At 45.1% G+C, this 16,490-nt stretch carries 18 protein-coding genes; 10 read left to right on the top strand and 8 right to left on the bottom strand.

Annotated elements, in window-relative coordinates; genetic code table 11:
* Positions 1–95: 95 nt before the first annotated feature.
* On the bottom strand, positions 96–1,484 hold the full coding sequence (locus AACR11_RS26385) for a carbohydrate porin (protein ID WP_079325262.1): 1,389 nt from the start codon (positions 1,482–1,484) through the stop codon (positions 96–98).
* Between the two features lie 473 nt (positions 1,485–1,957).
* Here AACR11_RS26385 and AACR11_RS26380 point away from each other — a divergent pair, with 473 nt between their 5' ends.
* A complete protein-coding gene (locus AACR11_RS26380) occupies positions 1,958–2,653 on the top strand; it encodes a VC0807 family protein (protein ID WP_005450007.1) in 696 nt (231 codons plus the stop codon).
* Between the two features lie 95 nt (positions 2,654–2,748).
* On the opposite strand, the gene AACR11_RS26375 is transcribed toward AACR11_RS26380, so the two are convergent.
* The gene (locus AACR11_RS26375; RefSeq protein ID WP_029788374.1) at positions 2,749–4,782 is read right to left on the bottom strand and encodes a TonB-dependent receptor; all 2,034 of its coding nucleotides are present in this window, start codon (positions 4,780–4,782) and stop codon (positions 2,749–2,751) included.
* A gap of 275 nt (positions 4,783–5,057) precedes the next feature.
* Here AACR11_RS26375 and AACR11_RS26370 point away from each other — a divergent pair, with 275 nt between their 5' ends.
* From AACR11_RS26370 to AACR11_RS26360, 3 genes are all read left to right on the top strand, one after another.
* Positions 5,058–5,462 (top strand): helix-turn-helix transcriptional regulator, encoded by a 405-nt coding sequence (locus tag AACR11_RS26370; RefSeq protein WP_029788375.1) that lies wholly within the window; start codon positions 5,058–5,060, stop codon positions 5,460–5,462.
* 60 nt (positions 5,463–5,522) lie between these two features.
* On the top strand, positions 5,523–5,912 hold the full coding sequence (locus tag AACR11_RS26365; protein ID WP_029788376.1) for a VOC family protein: 390 nt from the start codon (positions 5,523–5,525) through the stop codon (positions 5,910–5,912).
* Positions 5,913–6,102: 190 nt separating this feature from the next.
* The gene (locus AACR11_RS26360; protein WP_009695860.1) at positions 6,103–7,188 is read left to right on the top strand and encodes a methyl-accepting chemotaxis protein; all 1,086 of its coding nucleotides are present in this window, start codon (positions 6,103–6,105) and stop codon (positions 7,186–7,188) included.
* Between the two features lie 105 nt (positions 7,189–7,293).
* Here AACR11_RS26360 and AACR11_RS26355 read toward each other — a convergent pair whose 3' ends face one another.
* Together AACR11_RS26355 and AACR11_RS26350 are read right to left on the bottom strand one after the other, a co-directional pair.
* The gene (locus AACR11_RS26355) at positions 7,294–8,304 is read right to left on the bottom strand and encodes a zinc-dependent alcohol dehydrogenase family protein (protein WP_029788377.1); all 1,011 of its coding nucleotides are present in this window, start codon (positions 8,302–8,304) and stop codon (positions 7,294–7,296) included.
* A 95-nt stretch (positions 8,305–8,399) separates the two neighbouring features.
* Positions 8,400–8,999, bottom strand: a complete 600-nt coding sequence (locus AACR11_RS26350) for a LysE family translocator (RefSeq protein ID WP_029788378.1) — start codon at positions 8,997–8,999, stop codon at positions 8,400–8,402.
* A 121-nt stretch (positions 9,000–9,120) separates the two neighbouring features.
* On the opposite strand from AACR11_RS26350, the gene AACR11_RS26345 reads away from it, so the two are divergent.
* A complete protein-coding gene (locus AACR11_RS26345) occupies positions 9,121–9,603 on the top strand; it encodes an Lrp/AsnC family transcriptional regulator (RefSeq protein WP_005434199.1) in 483 nt (160 codons plus the stop codon).
* A 41-nt stretch (positions 9,604–9,644) separates the two neighbouring features.
* Here the strand turns inward: AACR11_RS26345 and AACR11_RS26340 are convergent, their stop codons facing one another.
* Positions 9,645–10,460 (bottom strand): AraC family transcriptional regulator, encoded by an 816-nt coding sequence (locus AACR11_RS26340; RefSeq protein ID WP_029788379.1) that lies wholly within the window; start codon positions 10,458–10,460, stop codon positions 9,645–9,647.
* 84 nt (positions 10,461–10,544) lie between these two features.
* Between AACR11_RS26340 and AACR11_RS26335 the strand changes: the two genes are divergently transcribed.
* The 5 genes from AACR11_RS26335 (at position 10,545) to ompV (ending at position 13,545) form a co-directional block, all read left to right on the top strand.
* Entirely contained in the window at positions 10,545–10,787 is a 243-nt protein-coding gene (locus AACR11_RS26335; protein WP_029788380.1) for a hypothetical protein, read from the top strand.
* 54 nt (positions 10,788–10,841) lie between these two features.
* A complete protein-coding gene (locus AACR11_RS26330) occupies positions 10,842–11,534 on the top strand; it encodes an MOSC domain-containing protein (protein WP_009706630.1) in 693 nt (230 codons plus the stop codon).
* A 200-nt stretch (positions 11,535–11,734) separates the two neighbouring features.
* Positions 11,735–12,241: a GNAT family N-acetyltransferase gene (locus tag AACR11_RS26325; protein ID WP_079325260.1), complete on the top strand. Its 507-nt coding sequence runs from the start codon at positions 11,735–11,737 to the stop codon at positions 12,239–12,241.
* Between the two features lie 117 nt (positions 12,242–12,358).
* Positions 12,359–12,568 carry a hypothetical protein gene (locus AACR11_RS26320; RefSeq protein ID WP_029788382.1) on the top strand — a complete coding sequence of 70 codons (210 nt, stop codon included), beginning with the start codon at positions 12,359–12,361 and terminating at the stop codon, positions 12,566–12,568.
* Between the two features lie 200 nt (positions 12,569–12,768).
* Positions 12,769–13,545, top strand: coding sequence for an outer membrane protein OmpV (gene ompV / locus AACR11_RS26315; protein WP_029788383.1), 777 nt, complete (start codon positions 12,769–12,771; stop codon positions 13,543–13,545).
* 76 nt (positions 13,546–13,621) lie between these two features.
* Here ompV and AACR11_RS26310 read toward each other — a convergent pair whose 3' ends face one another.
* The 3 genes from AACR11_RS26310 to sigZ form a co-directional block, all read right to left on the bottom strand.
* Positions 13,622–14,860, bottom strand: coding sequence for a DEAD/DEAH box helicase (locus AACR11_RS26310; protein ID WP_029788384.1), 1,239 nt, complete (start codon positions 14,858–14,860; stop codon positions 13,622–13,624).
* 155 nt (positions 14,861–15,015) lie between these two features.
* Positions 15,016–15,558, bottom strand: coding sequence for a peroxiredoxin-like family protein (locus tag AACR11_RS26305; RefSeq protein ID WP_005449990.1), 543 nt, complete (start codon positions 15,556–15,558; stop codon positions 15,016–15,018).
* A 235-nt stretch (positions 15,559–15,793) separates the two neighbouring features.
* Positions 15,794–16,354, bottom strand: a complete 561-nt coding sequence (gene sigZ, locus AACR11_RS26300) for an RNA polymerase sigma factor SigZ (protein ID WP_029788385.1) — start codon at positions 16,352–16,354, stop codon at positions 15,794–15,796.
* Positions 16,355–16,490 lie beyond the last annotated feature (136 nt).

The following is a 16,490-nucleotide window of genomic DNA, read 5'->3' as shown; positions in this document are numbered from 1 at the left end:
GATTTATCTCTCTTTCTCAAGGTAAAACAGATCTGCTAAACAATCATTCAAAAGCAAACAAGGCAGCGCTATTCGCTGCCTTTTGCAAAGTGTGCTTAGAACCAAATTTCGGTGTGAACACCAATCACGGTTTCATTTTTACCATCCTCGATGCCAATCTGACGCGCGCTCGCTTCATCATCAGCGGTAATGTAGCTCACGTAAGGTTTGATTTGAGGACGACCAAAGTAGTCTGCGTTTACAGTAAACGCCGCCGCGAGTTCGATGTTGTAAATATCACTTTCGACATCATCCCCTGTACGTCCCCAGTAGCCTTCAGCCCCTTCTTCATGACCATAAGACGCCGTCATCTCAAGACGAAGGTTATCGTTCACTTTGTAAGAAGGACGGACAGCCACAAGGTAACGTTTTAAGTCATCAGCACCAAACAGTTGGTCGAGTGCACCGATATAGGTAATTTCAGAACCCATCTGCCAGTTTTCAGAGATGTTTAGCACACCGTAAGAAGTGAAGAATAGAGATTCAGCTTTATCGTCACCGCCAGACCAACCACCAAAGTTCACGCCACGGTTTTGCGCGACACCCTTACCGTAGGCAAGTGCGTTTTGCGTCCAACCGTCTAAGCCGTAGTAACTCGTGTTCAAAGTAATTGCAGCGCCAAAGCCATCATCTGAAGAATTGTCTTTTCCTTCTTGCTGCATGTATTTAAAGTCGAAATCTACGCTACCGAAGCCCACATCTACGCCATAGTAGTAGAAATCCAAAGTAGAAACGGTAGTGCGCTCAGCATTGGCTTTAACAATCTCACACGTCGACGCATTGCTGTTGTCTTCACACACCAACACATCTGGTGCGCCTGCATCTGGATCGGCAATCACGTACGCGATACCTGCGGTGTTGCCAGCGAGCTTAGTTTGAATACCGGCACCAACACCTGATGACTGCTTCCAGAACTCACCAGATAACAGACCAGACGCACGATTTAGGAAGCGTTGACCACCCCAAATCGAGGTGTCTTCCCCAAAGTAAGGCAGCGCACCGATTTCAACAAACGCTTCCTTCACTTCAAACTGTGCAGTGGTATTGTCTTTTTGGCTACCCGCAGAAGAGTAGGCATAAGAGTTGCCGTTGCCATATTCAGAGCGAACAACAAAGTCAGACCAAACACCGTTCGCGTGCTCAGTATGCTTTTTGATGATGAATTCAACTTGGTTGGTACTCTTACCGTGTGTACCTGCTGTTTTGTAATCTGGTTTGCCAAATTCAGTATCCACTGATTTGCCATCAACAGTTCTAAAGTTCATTGACGCATAGCCGAAGATTTCCCAACCATCAGCGATAACATCGGTACCATTTACTTTTTCAACAACGGGTGCGGCTTCATCACCAGCGATCACATCTAACGCCACTTCGGTCTCAGCAAAGATGGCACCTGTCATTAAAACAGATGTAATTGCGGCAGCCACTGCACTTACTTTTTTCATTCTAAACTCCGATACGGACAACTAAATTCGTGTGCTTCTCTTGCGGAAAGCATTGCTGTTTCTATGACGTATGATGGAGTGAAAAATAAGCGGCTAAAAATTGATTTAATTGACGATGATATTGCTATTTTTTATATCAGAGCGGTTTGAGATGGATTTTAAAAGCATTGATAGAATCAATTACAACGTAATGCGCGTTAAACGAACTAAGAATGATTCACGGTAAATAGTAAGGAAGATGAGAATTTGTGAACACTGCCAAATTTAGCGTTTTAAGCGCACGGCGGTTTTGAGATCACGATGCAGCACATATTTGCCCCGCCAAACACAACTTACGGAAATAAAGCAATATTACCGTCCCATTTCATAAGTCGTTACACAACTCGGGGCTTTAAGACTTTACATCTGGCGCAAGGAGTAGAACACTTCTCACAAAGTAAAACCCAAGCCGACATAGTAGAGTCAGTAAAATTATGAGTAACACCACGGCGAAAAAGTCGAATCCATTATTCGAAGTCCTGTTTAACGTCATCATCCCTTCCTTCATTTTGATGAAGTTCAGCGGTGAAGAACACCTAGGTACAGCAATGGCACTCGTTGTTGCCTTGGCGTTCCCATTGGTTTATGGCGGCATGGATCTTATCCGCAACAAGAAATTCAACTTCATTTCTGCACTTGGTTTTATCAGTGTGCTGTTAACCGGTGGTATTGGCTTGTTAGAGCTAGACACACGTTGGTTAGCGTTAAAAGAGGCGTTGATTCCAGGTCTGATAGGTATTGCAGTGTTAGGCTCAACCTTCACTCGTTATCCGCTAATGCAAAAGCTTGTATTGAACGATACCATCTTGAACCTACAACTGATTAACGAACGTTTAGAGCAGAATGGTAAAACGCAAGCATTTGAGCGTTGCCTGATGTCGTCGAACTATCTGTTCGCTAGCACCTTCGCTTTCTCATCTGCGATGAACTATTTTCTAGCAACTTGGATTGTGACTAGTCCATCGGGCACAGCGGCGTTCAATGAAGAGTTGGGTAAGCTAACCCTTTACAGCTACCCAATGATTGCTATCCCAAGTATGTTGATGATGTTTGGTATTTTCTACTACATCTGGCGTCAAGTTCGCGCGATGACGTCGCTAGAAACCGAGCAGATCTTCCATACCAAGTAATGCTTGTTGCACCTTGATAGGCAAAGTTAGATAAAAAGAACCCCGATAATTGATAACCAATTATCGGGGTTTTGTTTTTAAGAGTAATTTATCACTTAGAAGCTGTAAGCCACTGACGCTTTGAAGTTACGACCAGCTTCGTAGCTAGTGTACTTATCTGAACCCCAAGAAATACCAAAGCCTGTATGCTCTGCGTACTGCTTGTTGAATAGGTTGTCTACCGCTAGGTTAAGTGATAGGTCTTTTGCAAAATCTGGTACGTAAGCCGCCCATAGGTTGTGCGTTGCAAAACCTGCACGTTCAATCTTGTCACCATCTTCGTCTTTATAATCATTACCCGGAACGAAACGTGAGTCCCAGCCGAACACAAACTCGCTGGTTAGATCGTACTTGAAGCCCGCCTTAATGTTATGGATACCAGTTTTGTTCATGTGGCTCTTCTTCCCATTCTTCAGGCTCGTTTGCTCACCATCAGAGTATGAGTGGTTTGCGTAAAGCGCGAAGTCTTCAATGCTGTAGGTGAATACCGTCTCTACACCCCAAACTTCAACATCGTATTGGTTTACCAAAGTTGTGTTGTTTTTGGTTGGGTGCATTTGGTTATCTAGATCATACTGGTAAGCAGTAAAACCAAGGATTGCATCGTCTGCCATCAGCAAACCAGACATGTCGTAATCAAAGCCTGCTTCGTAGTTGTTACCCGTCATCGCTTTGGTATCAGACTGTTTAACATCGCTCGCCGCTTTCATGGTTAGCGTTTCTGGCAATGAAGCCCCTTTGAATAGACGACCGTAACCAATACGAAGTTTTAGGTTGTCTGTGGTTTGGTATTCACCTTGGAACTTAGGCGATAGCTGATCGTATTTACCTTTAAACACACCACCTAGCTCATGAACATCGTAACGAAGACCGGTTACGAAACGGAAGTCATTAATCTCAAACGCATCTTGAGCGTAAATACCATAAGCCGTTACAGTACCGCCATCCATGTCGTAGTTCTTCGTTTGACCTTGCTTTGAACCTGAGGTGTAGTGACCTAGACCAGAGTCGATCCACTGCTCCGCTTTGTAGCCTTCGAAGCCGTAAGTCAGCTCGTGTTCACCAACCCAAGAGATATTGCGGATATCACCACCAATGGTCGTCACGTTGTATTCGCGATCAGGAATTGATAGGTCACCATCTTTGGTGAATTCCCAAGCGCCGTTCACCTTCTTCCAATCGCCGTACTCTTCGACTAACGCGTCGCGTTCCATGTATTGACGGTTGTAGTACAAGTTAGTTTTTAGGTTAACCAAGTCGCTTCCATTATCGAAACGGTGCTCGAACGTCACGGTATCACGGTTAAGTGAGTTGTAGTTGTGATCATCATGCAGGTAAAGTGCGCCTGCTTTTTCACCTGATAGCTGACGCTTACCGCCATCTTGGTAGGTGTTAAAAGTAAGCTTAAATTCATTAGCATCGTTTGGAACGAAGACTAGCTTCACCAAGCCAGATTTCAGTTCACCTTGCTTTGAAGTCACGTCATCTTTACCAGGAATGTAAAGATCGCCGTCTTCTGAGTAGTTGATGATACCCATCAACTGAAGTTCATCATTCAACTGCGCGTAAACCGCAACATTCGTCGTGAAGCGCTCATAAGCCGTTTGATACCCCGTTTTAACGCGAGCACCGACGCTTTCGCCTTCCGAAAGTAGATCGCTGGGATCTTTCGTTTCGTATTTAAATGAGCCGTTAATCGCACCAGCACCAGACAGTGCTGAGTTACCACCTAGCGTGATTTCAGCTAACTTAAGCATCGCAGGATCGAACGTTTGGTCGCCCGAGTGGTGGAATAGCTGACCTTCTTGACGCGCACCATCAATGGTTACGACAGAGAATTTGTCTTCCATACCGCGAATGTAAACTTTACGAGAGTAACGAGCGTTACCGTCAACCGTAACACTCGGCATGGTGTTCAATACGTCTTTAATATCCGACGCTTGTTTGAGCTCTAACGTTTCAGCGTTAATCTCAGTTTGAACAAGTTGATCAAGGGCAGAACCGACAACAACAATATTTTCATCGGAAGCGTGAGCAGCAAAAGAGGCAATGGCAACGGTGATGGCTGCTGATAGTGACTTCAGTTTCATAATACTACTTATATTTTATAAACAACAACGTGGTGCGAAGCATAATACACAACATTAATGATAATTAATCTCATTTACATTCTTTACGTTAATGAGTGATTTATTTTTATTCAGAATGAACCAGGCATCGTCAGTAAATCACTCAGCAGAAAAGAGCAAAAAAGTGTGAGGAAGAGGGTGTTGGACGGTTTTGAGTAAAGTGAGAAGTAGATAACCTCCACGAATCTGCTTCCAGTGTTAGACTAAAACCACTCTCTTTCGCTTTGTGAAATATGATGCCATCTCGCCCAAAAACCTTTTATGAACAAGAAATCGATCGCGTGTACGGCGAGATGCCGTTGAGCCCGAAACAGTACCTCCTGATCAGGCAGTCCAAGGCATTTATGGAAAAGCATCACTCAGAAAACATCGAGCTAAACGACTTAGCCAAAGCGGCTTTTATGTCACGCTTTCACTATGTGCGGATTTTCAAACAGATGTATGGTGTCACGCCGCGAAGCTATTTAAGGGATATGCGGATTAAAAAAGCCAAAGTGCTGCTCAAGGAAGGTCACTCGATTACGGATACTTGTTTTCAGGTTGGTTATGAGAGCTTAACCACGTTTTCGAGTGTCTTTAGAAAGAGCACAGGTTACTCCCCCAAAGCGTTTCAAAAAATGTATAAAAGCAATCTAGAATAAGTTTTTGAGCCAAGCTTTCGCTATCTTTTACTTATTCCAAAACAGTAAAGGTGAATACCCGTGATCAGAATTTCCCTAACCAGCGTTCCTGTTAACGATCAAGATAGAGCTCTCGATTTCTATACCAATATCCTTGGTTTCATTAAAAAAGCAGAAGTACCAATTGGTGAGCACAAATGGCTAACAGTGGTCTCTCCACAAGAGCAATCTGGCGTGGAATTATTGTTAGAACCGATGGCATTTGGTCCAGCAAAAATATACCAAGACGCGTTGAAAGAAGCCGGAATCCCATGGACGTCGTTTGCGGTCGATGACCTGAATAAAGAATATGCAAGATTAACTGAGCTTGGCGTGCAGTTCTCAATTGAGCCACGAGAAGCAGGCACGGTCATGATTGCAGTACTTGACGATACCTGTGGCAACTACATCCAATTGATGCAAGAGCTTTAAAAGCGGCTCATGAGCGGATAGAAAGAACAGAGGTTATCAGGTAAGCACCAAAATCTGAGACCTCTTGTTTGTATAAAGCCCTACCGAAAAAGTGTGATTACACCAAGCAAAGATATGAAAGTGATCGTGTATTCGATATCCAACTCGATTAGCATGGATTTTTTAACATCCTGTCACATTTATAGAACCTATGTTTGGATTAAAACGAATCAAATCAGAAAATGAGCTGCTAAAGCAAGAATTAGCAGACCTCAAACAGAAGTACCAAACTGACGTTGCCGCTCTGGAAAATCAGCTCCAAGAGGCTCAGCAGCTTGTTCGCTCTGCTCAACAGGAACACCACAATAGTGATGAGTTGATGTCGAGCAGTTTGAAAGGTGGAGATATGCTCCAAACCATTCGAACAGAGATGGTGGAGAGTGCGCAATCTATGGCGCATGAAAACCAAGAGCTGCAACAACTAGATGAAATGTTTAAGCAAACTCATCAAGCTCTTGCTCGTCTTGATAACCGAGCCGTGAAGATCAGTACGCAAGCCTCACAAAGCATTGAATCTGTTCAAATATTAGATAAAACTGCCACTTCTATTTCCCTTCTTGTATCGACTATTCAAGAGATTTCTGACCAAACGAATTTGTTGGCATTAAATGCAGCGATTGAAGCAGCACGAGCCGGCGAAGCAGGCCGCGGATTTGCCGTGGTGGCAGATGAGGTAAGAAACCTTGCCGGCAAAGCCAGCGAAGCCAGTGAGCAGATTGATTCTTTGGTGAACCAAGTACTAACGCAAGTGAACGCGATTAAAACCTCGATTGATGAAAACCAAACTTGTGCAGAGGAAGTGTCTGCCTCTTCTGCGCAGATTGGTTCTATTGTCAACGAAGTGGTCGTGAAATCGGAACACATGCAACAGGTGATCCATATTGCTTCCACACGCGCTTTCTTGGATACGGTCAAACTCGACCACGCTATTTGGAAGAACAATATCTATCGTCTCCTACAAAAAGGCGCGTTTGGTGAAACCGTTAATAGCCACTCTGAGTGTCGCTTGGGTCAGTGGTACTACCGTGGCGATGGCAAGGCTTACAGCCACTTAAGAAGCTATGCATTACTTGAAGAACCACACAAGGGCGTGCATGACGGTGGACGTGAAGCGATGAGCCAAGCCAAATCTGGCAACATGGCAGGCATGGTGACTGCAATTAACGCCATGGAAGACGCCAGCGAACAAGTCGTAGTGCAAATCGATCGCCTAATGGATGAAATCATCGCGAGTTAAAGGCACCTCAATTGCTCTTGGCTAGAACACAAAAGGGATGGTGAATGCCATCCCTTTTTTATTCTTCAATTTACCCAGTAACCTCAAGGTGTTTGAATATAGTTACTATATGGTCAGAATGATTTTGCCTTGCAGCGTGACCGACTCATCTTCTATCAGCTCGAAGGCGCGCTGGAACTGTTCTAACGGAAGGTAGCAATCCACATCGAGTTGTATTTGGTGTTCCATAAAGTGTTCTAGCATCTCGGCAAAGACTTGTTTGCGAACGGTCTTACCAACCGACTCTTCCCAATAGCGCAAAAAGAACGTACTGAAGTCGATATTGTTTTGCTTCATACAAGCGAAGAAAGCTGGCTCATAAGGGGTGAGTGAAAGCGTTCCATAATTGATGTATATTCCCGAATTACGCACAATTTGGATGAGTTCTGTACCCAAATTGCCGCCAATGGCATCGAATGCAACATTGGGTTGAGGTAACTCTCGGGCATCAATTTGAGATTGCAGATCTTGCTTGCTATCTAACACTGCAATGGAATCGTATGGATAACGCTCTGGCGCGGAGCTTATCGCAATCAAAGTAAATCCAAGTGAGTGCGATAACTGAGCGAAGATCTTACCAATCGCAGAATTGCCCGCGTTGATGATTACCACGTCATCTTTACCTAACTTGGCAACGTAAGTGGTGATCACCCAAGCCGTCAGGGCATTGATATACAACTGGCAAGCGTAGCCATTCTCAAGCTCTTCCGGCACTGCAAAGACATTCTCCGCAAGCGCATCGGCATAGCTTTGCCAAGTCCCGCTTTGTGCCACCAGCACCTTTTGCCCGATGTGAAATTCGGTTGGGTGCGGCTCGTTTATCTCAACCACACGCCCTACCGCTTCAAAGCCTGGGACTCGCGGCGGTACATGGGTGCGACGATACTGCCCTACTCCCTGAATCGACAATCGGTCACTTGGGTTAATGTTTGTGGCTTCGATTTGCACGCGCACTTTGCCCAAAGCGAGTGGCTCTAGCTCAACATGCTCCAACACCAATGACACACTTGGCGAGCCAAAGCTCAGTTGATTAACGCGAGTGTTTGTCTTATGCGAGTTGGTCTTGGTTAAGCTCATTTGGATACCACGGGACTGCTAGAGGAAGTATGACGCGCCATAGCGAAACGGGTATATAACGTTTTCTCGGCGCGCGCGTCAAATTGGATAAGAGCTTAAACGGGCTGACTCAGCATAAACACTACCACTAAAGCGAGACTGCTGCCCATGCATCGGTTTACCCACACCACCTTTTGTGGTGACTGAATAAAGCGGTTCAATACGGTGCCAAAGTACGCCCACGCAAACATCCCCAGCACACCAGTCCCTACCATCACGCTGATAATGATCACCACTTGATTCAGGTAATCATTGTTTGGCGAGATAAATTGAGAGAACACTGTCAGCGATGCAACCCAACTTTTGGGATTTAGAATTTGCACCCAAACGCCAGATAAAAAGCCGGACTTTTTTGCATTCGAATCATTGTCGAGTTCCATCGTAGCAATCGACCATGCGAGATACAGCAGGTAGGCCGCGCCAATCCACTTTAATGCCGTGTACAAATCTGGGTAAAGGGTAAACAAACTGACAAGCCCCACACTTGCACCAACCAACATGATGATCACCCCGACTGCATTGCCCAATACAAACGGCACGGTCGCAGAAAACCCATATCGGCTTGAAATACCTAACAGCGCGACGTTACCTGCTCCCGGCGTTAAAGAAATAGAAACGGCAAACAACAAAAATGCCGCTAGCAATTGAGCACTCATGCACTCTCTCCCAAAAAGTAATCAACGAATATGGGAAACAGTTTAACGATTTGGGTAGAAAGAAAATTGCTATCTGCGCTACGATAAAAGTCAATTTGAGCAGACTATTTCTAAAACAATTATGAAAAAGAAAGAATCCACCAACTTTGAATTGGATAGTACCGATTTCGCCATCCTTGACCATATTCAGAAAGATGGTCGCATGAGCAATTCTAAGCTTGCCGAGACCGTCAACCTGAGTGAAACACCCTGCTGGCGACGCTGGAAGAAAATGGAAGAGGAAGGTTACATTGAGGGTTACGCTGCAAAGCTGAACCGTAAAAAACTCGGTTTCCAAGTTTCTGGTTTTACTCTGGTTACCCTCGGCAGTCATGAGGTAGAAAACACCACGCCTTTTGAAGACTTTGTCGCAGAAACCGATTGGATCTTAATGTGTCACTGCATTGCAGGCAGCGCGGATTATATGGTGCAAGTGGTGGCTCGAGACTTAGACGAATACTTTGACCACATCAGTGCTATTCGCCGCGTGAAAGGCATCAGCGCCATTCAATCTAACGTCTCCGTAAAGGAAATTAAGAGTACTTTCCAGTTACCGTTAGAGTAGTGTGATGGACGAGACTGATTTCGTGGGCAAGATTGGACTCACTATCCCCGTCGACCATTCACGCGAAACTGTTGTGGGGTGACATCAAAATAGGCTTTAAATGCTTTGATGTAGGAAGAGTCATTTTGATACCCCACTTTATCGGCAATGCTTTGGATGGAGAGCTCTTCGTCCAGCAAAGAGAGCGAATAAATCAGCCGAATTTGTTGTCGCCAAAGTTGAAACGAGGTGTTGAACTCTTTGGAGAATAAGCGCGACAAAGTTCGCTCGGATGCACCGACTTTCTCTCCCCACTGTTTGAGTGACCAATCCAATGCTGGCGTGTCGGTCAGCGCTTCAAAAATCAGCTTTAAGCGTCTGTCTTCAGGCAGCAGTAACTGAAAGGTCTGCACGTTGTCTTTCATGATTTGATCGTGCAGTACGCCTAGCAAGCGCGATACTTCCTCATCACTGACGAACCCTTCGCATTGACGACGTATTTCCTGTAGCAGCTCGTTCAAGAAAGGAGTGAGAGTGATGGTTCTAACTTGATGCTCGTACTCAGTACCGAACTTAGGGTTTAGATAGATACCGACAAATGTCGTATGGCTTAGTGCGATGGATTCATGTTGAATACCCGCAGGTACAAACAGCGCAGAGGTATGAGGCACAAGGTGTTGGTAGTGCTCGGTTTTGGTTTGCAATAGCCCTTTGATCGGGAAAATGACTTGATGCCACGTGTGTTGGTGCAGCGCATCAATGTAACCTTTCGGCATGTCGATGGTCTTAACCAGTGCCGGTGAGTGGGGATTGGCAGCCATCATCTCATTGGAGGTCATGACACCGGAGTGAGAATCGATTTGGCGGATTGGCATCATTAACTGTCCTTACATCCCTACTCTGACACAAGCTCACTAGGCTATCATGCTCGTCAAAGTGAATGAAGCCGTGAGGTGCGACGTATGCGATATCAAGTTGAAATATCCAAAGAAAACCAACTCTTATTCAAAGTCGATATTGATAACATCAAGCAAGACAAGTGCGAAGCATCGCTCGAAACCGTGTTGACCAAGTTTCCTAAAACGGAAGGTTATCAACGACATGTGTTGGTTTCAGATAGCGAAACGCGTTACTTAAAAAGCACAGAAAAGCGCATTGAAGTACTGGCAGCGATTCCGGTATTCAAATCATTGGGTGAGCGATAACGTGACTTTGTGTCACACCGTTTGGCAAATCAGTTTTAGCGATAAGGAAAGAATATGAAGAAGTTAGGCGTAGTTAACAGCGTATTAGCAGGTAAAACCGTTGCCTTTGCACATGGTGCGAAAAGTGCGATTAACAAGCAGGTTCTACCTCAGCGTCAGCACGCAACAGAACTGGGTTTTACCAACGACGAACAAGGCGATCCGCGCTTTCATGGTGGGATTCAAAAAGCCCTTCATATTTACCCAAGCGAGCACTATCCGATTTGGCAACAAGAGTTGGGCGACAAAGCGATTTTCCAATCAGCTGGCGCGTTCGGCGAGAACTTAAGCTCAAGCGGCGTAACAGAAGCGTCCATTTGCCTGAAAGATAAAATCCGCATCGGCTCAACCTTGCTGGAAGTATCCCAAGGGCGCATGCCTTGCTGGAAACTCAACGTCCGCTTCGAGCAAAACGACATGGCGAGAAGACTGCAAGACACGCTTCGAACAGGCTGGTACTTCCGAGTGCTACAAGAGGGCGATATCGGTGCAGGTGACGAGATTATTCTGTGCGAAAGACCTTACCCAGACTGGTCATTGGCTCGCATCATGGGCGCAGTATTTACTGGTTGCCTAGATAAAACAGAGCTAAGCCAACTGGCGGAACTTCCATTAGTTGAATCTTGGGGCAAGCTTGTTGAGCGCCGCCTAGAAACCGGTGAAGTCGAAGATTGGGAAATGCGTTTGGTTGGTCCGACTGCGGGTTAATTCCCGTTTTGACTCCCTGAGAGAAGGAAGCGTATCCCTTCCAATATTAGCCCCACTACCAAGTCAGTGGGGCTTTTGCTTTTTAGCCGTTCAATACAGCAAATCTGTATTTAAGCTGGAGCTTAGCAATTAACAAAGGTTAATGAATCCCGTACAAATACTCTTTATGTTGTACCCAAAATAATACAAGGGGAAGCATGATGCTCGAGTGGAGAATTAAGAAATTCGCAGACCTGTCTGTTCAAGAGCTTTACGATTTTTTGCAGCAAAGAGTCAATATTTTCATCGTAGACATGAACACGCCATACAGCGATTTGGATGGTAAAGATAACCATCCCGACACCTACCACGTGATGGGGTATGATAACGAACGTCTGGTGGCTTATAGTCGTATTATGCCTCCGAAACTCGGATATCCCGTTGACGTTTTACCCTTGCTGAACTCTGATGCCAATGACGTGTGTATCGGTCGCGTTATCGTCGCAGAAGATTACAGAGGGAAAAACATCGGCAACCAATTGATGCAAGTGAGCTTCGATACCACAAGGAAGATCTACCCGAACGACAGCATTTTTATATCCGCACAAGCGCACTTGAAAGACTACTACGGCAAGTTCGGCTTCGATGTTGTCACCGATAGCTACTTGGAAGACGGATGCACTATGTTGGGTCTTAGACACATTCCGAAAGTTATCTGCTCAGCATAAAACCATTCATCATCCTATACGTTCACTTATAACGCTATTAGGCGTTTTATCTCAAAGCCAAAACCGTCATCACTTTGCTCTGTATCGTGTATTGAAACAAAGCAAAGGAGAAAGGCAATGAGCGGACAGTTAGTAAGATTGGTTTTAAGATGGATGCATATATTGTGTGCGCTGTTGGTGGGTGCAGCGCTTTATTCACCGCTGAAGGCAAATGAAATGTTCATGACTTTAACGTTATTTGTACTTGTTCCCGTCGTTGCTATCACAGGCGTTATGATGTGGAAGCAAGGGAAAGTCATGAAGTACCTTCACCGCAAAACCAGTTAAACCATCTCAACGGCAATAGAGATCATCTATACCAATGTCTCAACCATGCCTTCACAGCGGGCATGGTTCTACTTCTTAGCGTTTTTTAAGCGAAACCATACATTTCTTAAAGTCATCATTACACTTCCATACGCTCTGCTGATAGAGGGTTACAATTTTATTTTGTACAGTGTTCAAAACCAAACAACTGGGACAGAACAATGAACAAAACAATTATTGCATTATTAACGTTGACGGCTGCAGGCACGGCAACAGCGGGTGATACTTACATTCGTAACGGTAACATCTACAACAACGAAGGTGGCTGGATGGTCGAAGCTGGCGTAGTACAAGCGAGCGATCTTTTCAAAGACCAAAAACACAACACTGCGCCAGTTCTAAACGGTGGCTACCATGGTGAAGACTTCAACGCTGATTTAGGCGGTATTAACTACCGTTTCCTAGGTGACAACGATGAACTACTTAACATGAGTGCTTACGCGGTAGGTAGCGGTGTACCTCGTGATAGCGATGTAGCGAAAAGCCTAAAAGGTACGAAACGACGTGATATCGCGATCGATCTAGGTTTGAACGCAGATTTCAGACTTGATCCAAACAACGTGATCTCAACTTACCTACAACATGATGTATCAGGTGCTTACAAAGGCTTCCAAGGTGGTGCTACTTACTTCCATATCATGAATATCGGTAATGTTGATTTCGTACCATTTGCGAGCGTGTCTTACCAAAGCAAAGATTACGTTGATTACTACTTCGGTGTAACAGACAAAGAAGCACGTGCAAACCGCAAAGCATACAAAGGCGATGCAACCGTAAACTACGGTTTAGGTTACAAACTGGTAGTGCCAATCACTGAGCACTGGCAAATCAGCCAAGTATCACAATACACTCGTCTAGGTAGTGGCATCAGCGATTCTTCTATCGTAGACAGTGCAAACCAATGGGCAGTAGGCGCGACAGTTTCTTACAACTTCTAAGCATTACCCCTATTTAGACACACACTCCATTTAATTAAAAAGCCATCATTACGATGGCTTTTTTATTTGGTTTTGCTCATTTAGCTTTAGGCGCTTGACGTTTCGGCTTACCTTGAAACTGCTTAATGCTCTTTTTGGCATTGGTTCGGCGATTGGCTTTTTTATCACGTGGGGCGCGCTTGCTTTCGCCTGTTGATGGCTTATCCGTTACAGGGAAACCTTCAAGGTCTTGCGTTGGCAATTCACGTTGCGTCAAGTTACGGATCGCTGTAAGCGCTTCGGTTTCTCCATGGCAGACCAGCGACATTGCGACGCCTTGCTCGCCAGCACGCGCTGTGCGCCCAACTCGGTGAACGTATGTTTCCGCATGCATTGGCAATTCAAAGTTAATTACTACTGGTAGTTGCTCGATGTGAATACCGCGAGCTAATAGATCGGTAGCGATCAACACCAGTGTTTGCCCGGACTTAAACTGCGCCAACGCTTCTTCTCGCTCTGCTTGGCTCTTATTACCGTGCAGCGCATTGGTTGTAATTCCAGCTTTGTTCAATTTCTTCGCCAAACCATCAGCGTTCTCTTTCGCACCAATAAATACCAATACCTGCGCCCATGCATTTTGCTTGATCAGTTCAATCAACGCTTTGGTTTTGCTGCCTTTGTTGACGAAATACAGCGTTTCGGCAATATCTCGATTGGTGCTGTTTTCTTGATGCGCTGCTACCTGTTTTGGTGCGTGCATGAGCTGCTTGGCTTTGCCCTTCAACTCATCAGAAAACGTTGCTGAGAACATCGCGGTTTGACGCTGGTTTGAAATCTGCCCTGCAATATTTTGCACGTCTGGCCAAAAGCCCATATCCAGTAAACGATCCGCTTCATCCAACACTAGATAATGGATATTACTCAGAACCAAACCGTTGTTCACCAGATCAACTAAACGACCGGTTGTCGCCACAAGAATGTGGGGATTTGACGCAAGTGCTTGTAGTTGCTGCTCTTTATCAACACCACCACACAAACACACTGCGTTGAGACCAATAGATTGACCAACTTGGTTAATCGCCTCGCTCACTTGTGTCGCCAGTTCACGTGTAGGTACTAGAATCAGCGCTTTTTGCTCTGGATTTACACTTAGCTTTTCCAACAAAGGCAAACCATACGCAAGGGTTTTACCACTGCCTGTATTTGCCAATGCCAACACATCTTTACCACTGAGTAGCTCAGGAATAGCCAAAGCCTGAACATCAGTTGGCTTCTTAAAGTCTTTTGGCAGTGCGTGAATCAGCTCAGAACTCAAAGAGAGAGTAGAAAATGGCATTAGCTTAACCTTGTGCTTTTGATTGAAGAGGCAGTAAAAGATGCGGTAAATCGCAGGCGCGGACTTTACCACAATCTAGGAGACGAACAATCCAATTTTAGAAGAGGAAGTCTGCGAACGTCGTTGGTTTTTAATGCCTCAAACCAAAACAGTGATTAGATTGCCGCTTGGTAGGTACCACGAATAGGGTAATCATTTTCTGGGTTACGGATAAACGCCAACCCTGAGAGCAAGACTTCTAGGTCAGGTCGAGCGAATGGACCGTTGGAAATATCGACTAACTGAACTTGTCCTTTACTGTTCACCACAAACAAACCTGGCTCTGCAAAGAGATGGTCTGTCTCTTTTTCTGAGCGAGGCTCCGAGATATACAAACCTAGCGTTTGCATCTGCTCTACTGTCAAACCATAAGCCACTGGGAACGTGACGGTCAGTTGCTCCTTATGCTGCTCTAGCTGTGCTTGGCTATCTGCGGACACCGCTACGATATCCATCCCGAGTTGTAAGAATCGCGCTTTTAGTGTCTCTAGTTGGTTGAGATAGCGAGTACACAAAGGGCAATGTTTGCCACGGTAAACCACCACTAAACGCCAATCGACATTCTCTGAAGGCTTACCTAGCACGATTGTATCGCCATTTAACGTTGGTAGAGTGATAGAGGGAAACAAATCACCTGCGGTAAATTTCGTCGTTGTCATTATTCAGTCCTATTTACTTCACATTGTTCACGGTAAAGCGGGCGCGACACAGGTTGGAGTGGAGGGCATTGCTGCCCTCACATGTCGCGCCCTAATCAAGAGACCGGAGTTATCATCGAATGTATTCGTTACATTTGTCAGAATTAATACGTTCAATAACCACAACTTTTAAAAATGTGAACGCAGAGCCAAAACTCTGCGCTTTTACATTGTAAATCGAGCGGATATTTTAACTTTATGCCACTTCAGCACTATACATTTGAGCCATGTGAAGGCACTGCGGTTCTGGTGAGAAATCAACGATACCTCCTCGCCCAGCTTCAACATTACAGCACTCAACTAACAAGGCTTTGAGCTTAACTCGACCGCGCTGAATTCGGCTTTTCGTCGCAGAAAGCGAAAGCCCCAACTGATCCGCTACCGTTTGTTGAGGCAAACCATCGAGTTCAGACAAAATCATGGCTTGGCGATATTTCTCTGGTAGGCACTCAAACATTGGGCGCAAACAATGCCCCATGGTTTGTAGATTCTCCAGCTCTATCGGCATTTCCTCTTCAATCTGATTGTCTATCAGCTCTTCATAACTTTGCTGCGTACGATAGTGATCCATGATCGCGTTGTGCGTGATGCGATATAACCAACTTTTAATTTTGCTTCGCGCTTCTAACTGGTCGATCTTTTGACTCGCCTTGATATACACCTCTTGCAAAATGTCATCGGCTAAATCTGGATCACTGGTCTGTTTGACAATGTAGTTTTTGAGCTGCTCTTTGTGCGTCAACCACTCTGCTAACATACGACGGTCTCTATACATAAAAAGATAATTCGATATTAATCGAAATATAAACCGTATGGCAAGTATGACATAGACCGCTAAGACTCAAACTCAACCGCGCCATCTGCTAGCGCTTTGATACCTTTAGTGATGGTTT

This window comes from Vibrio sp. L85, from assembly GCF_963871815.1.
GTDB classification, from domain to species: domain Bacteria; phylum Pseudomonadota; class Gammaproteobacteria; order Enterobacterales; family Vibrionaceae; genus Vibrio; species Vibrio harveyi.
The sequence above is the reverse complement of the archived record's forward strand: the minus strand, read 5'-3'. Positions and strand labels throughout refer to the sequence as shown.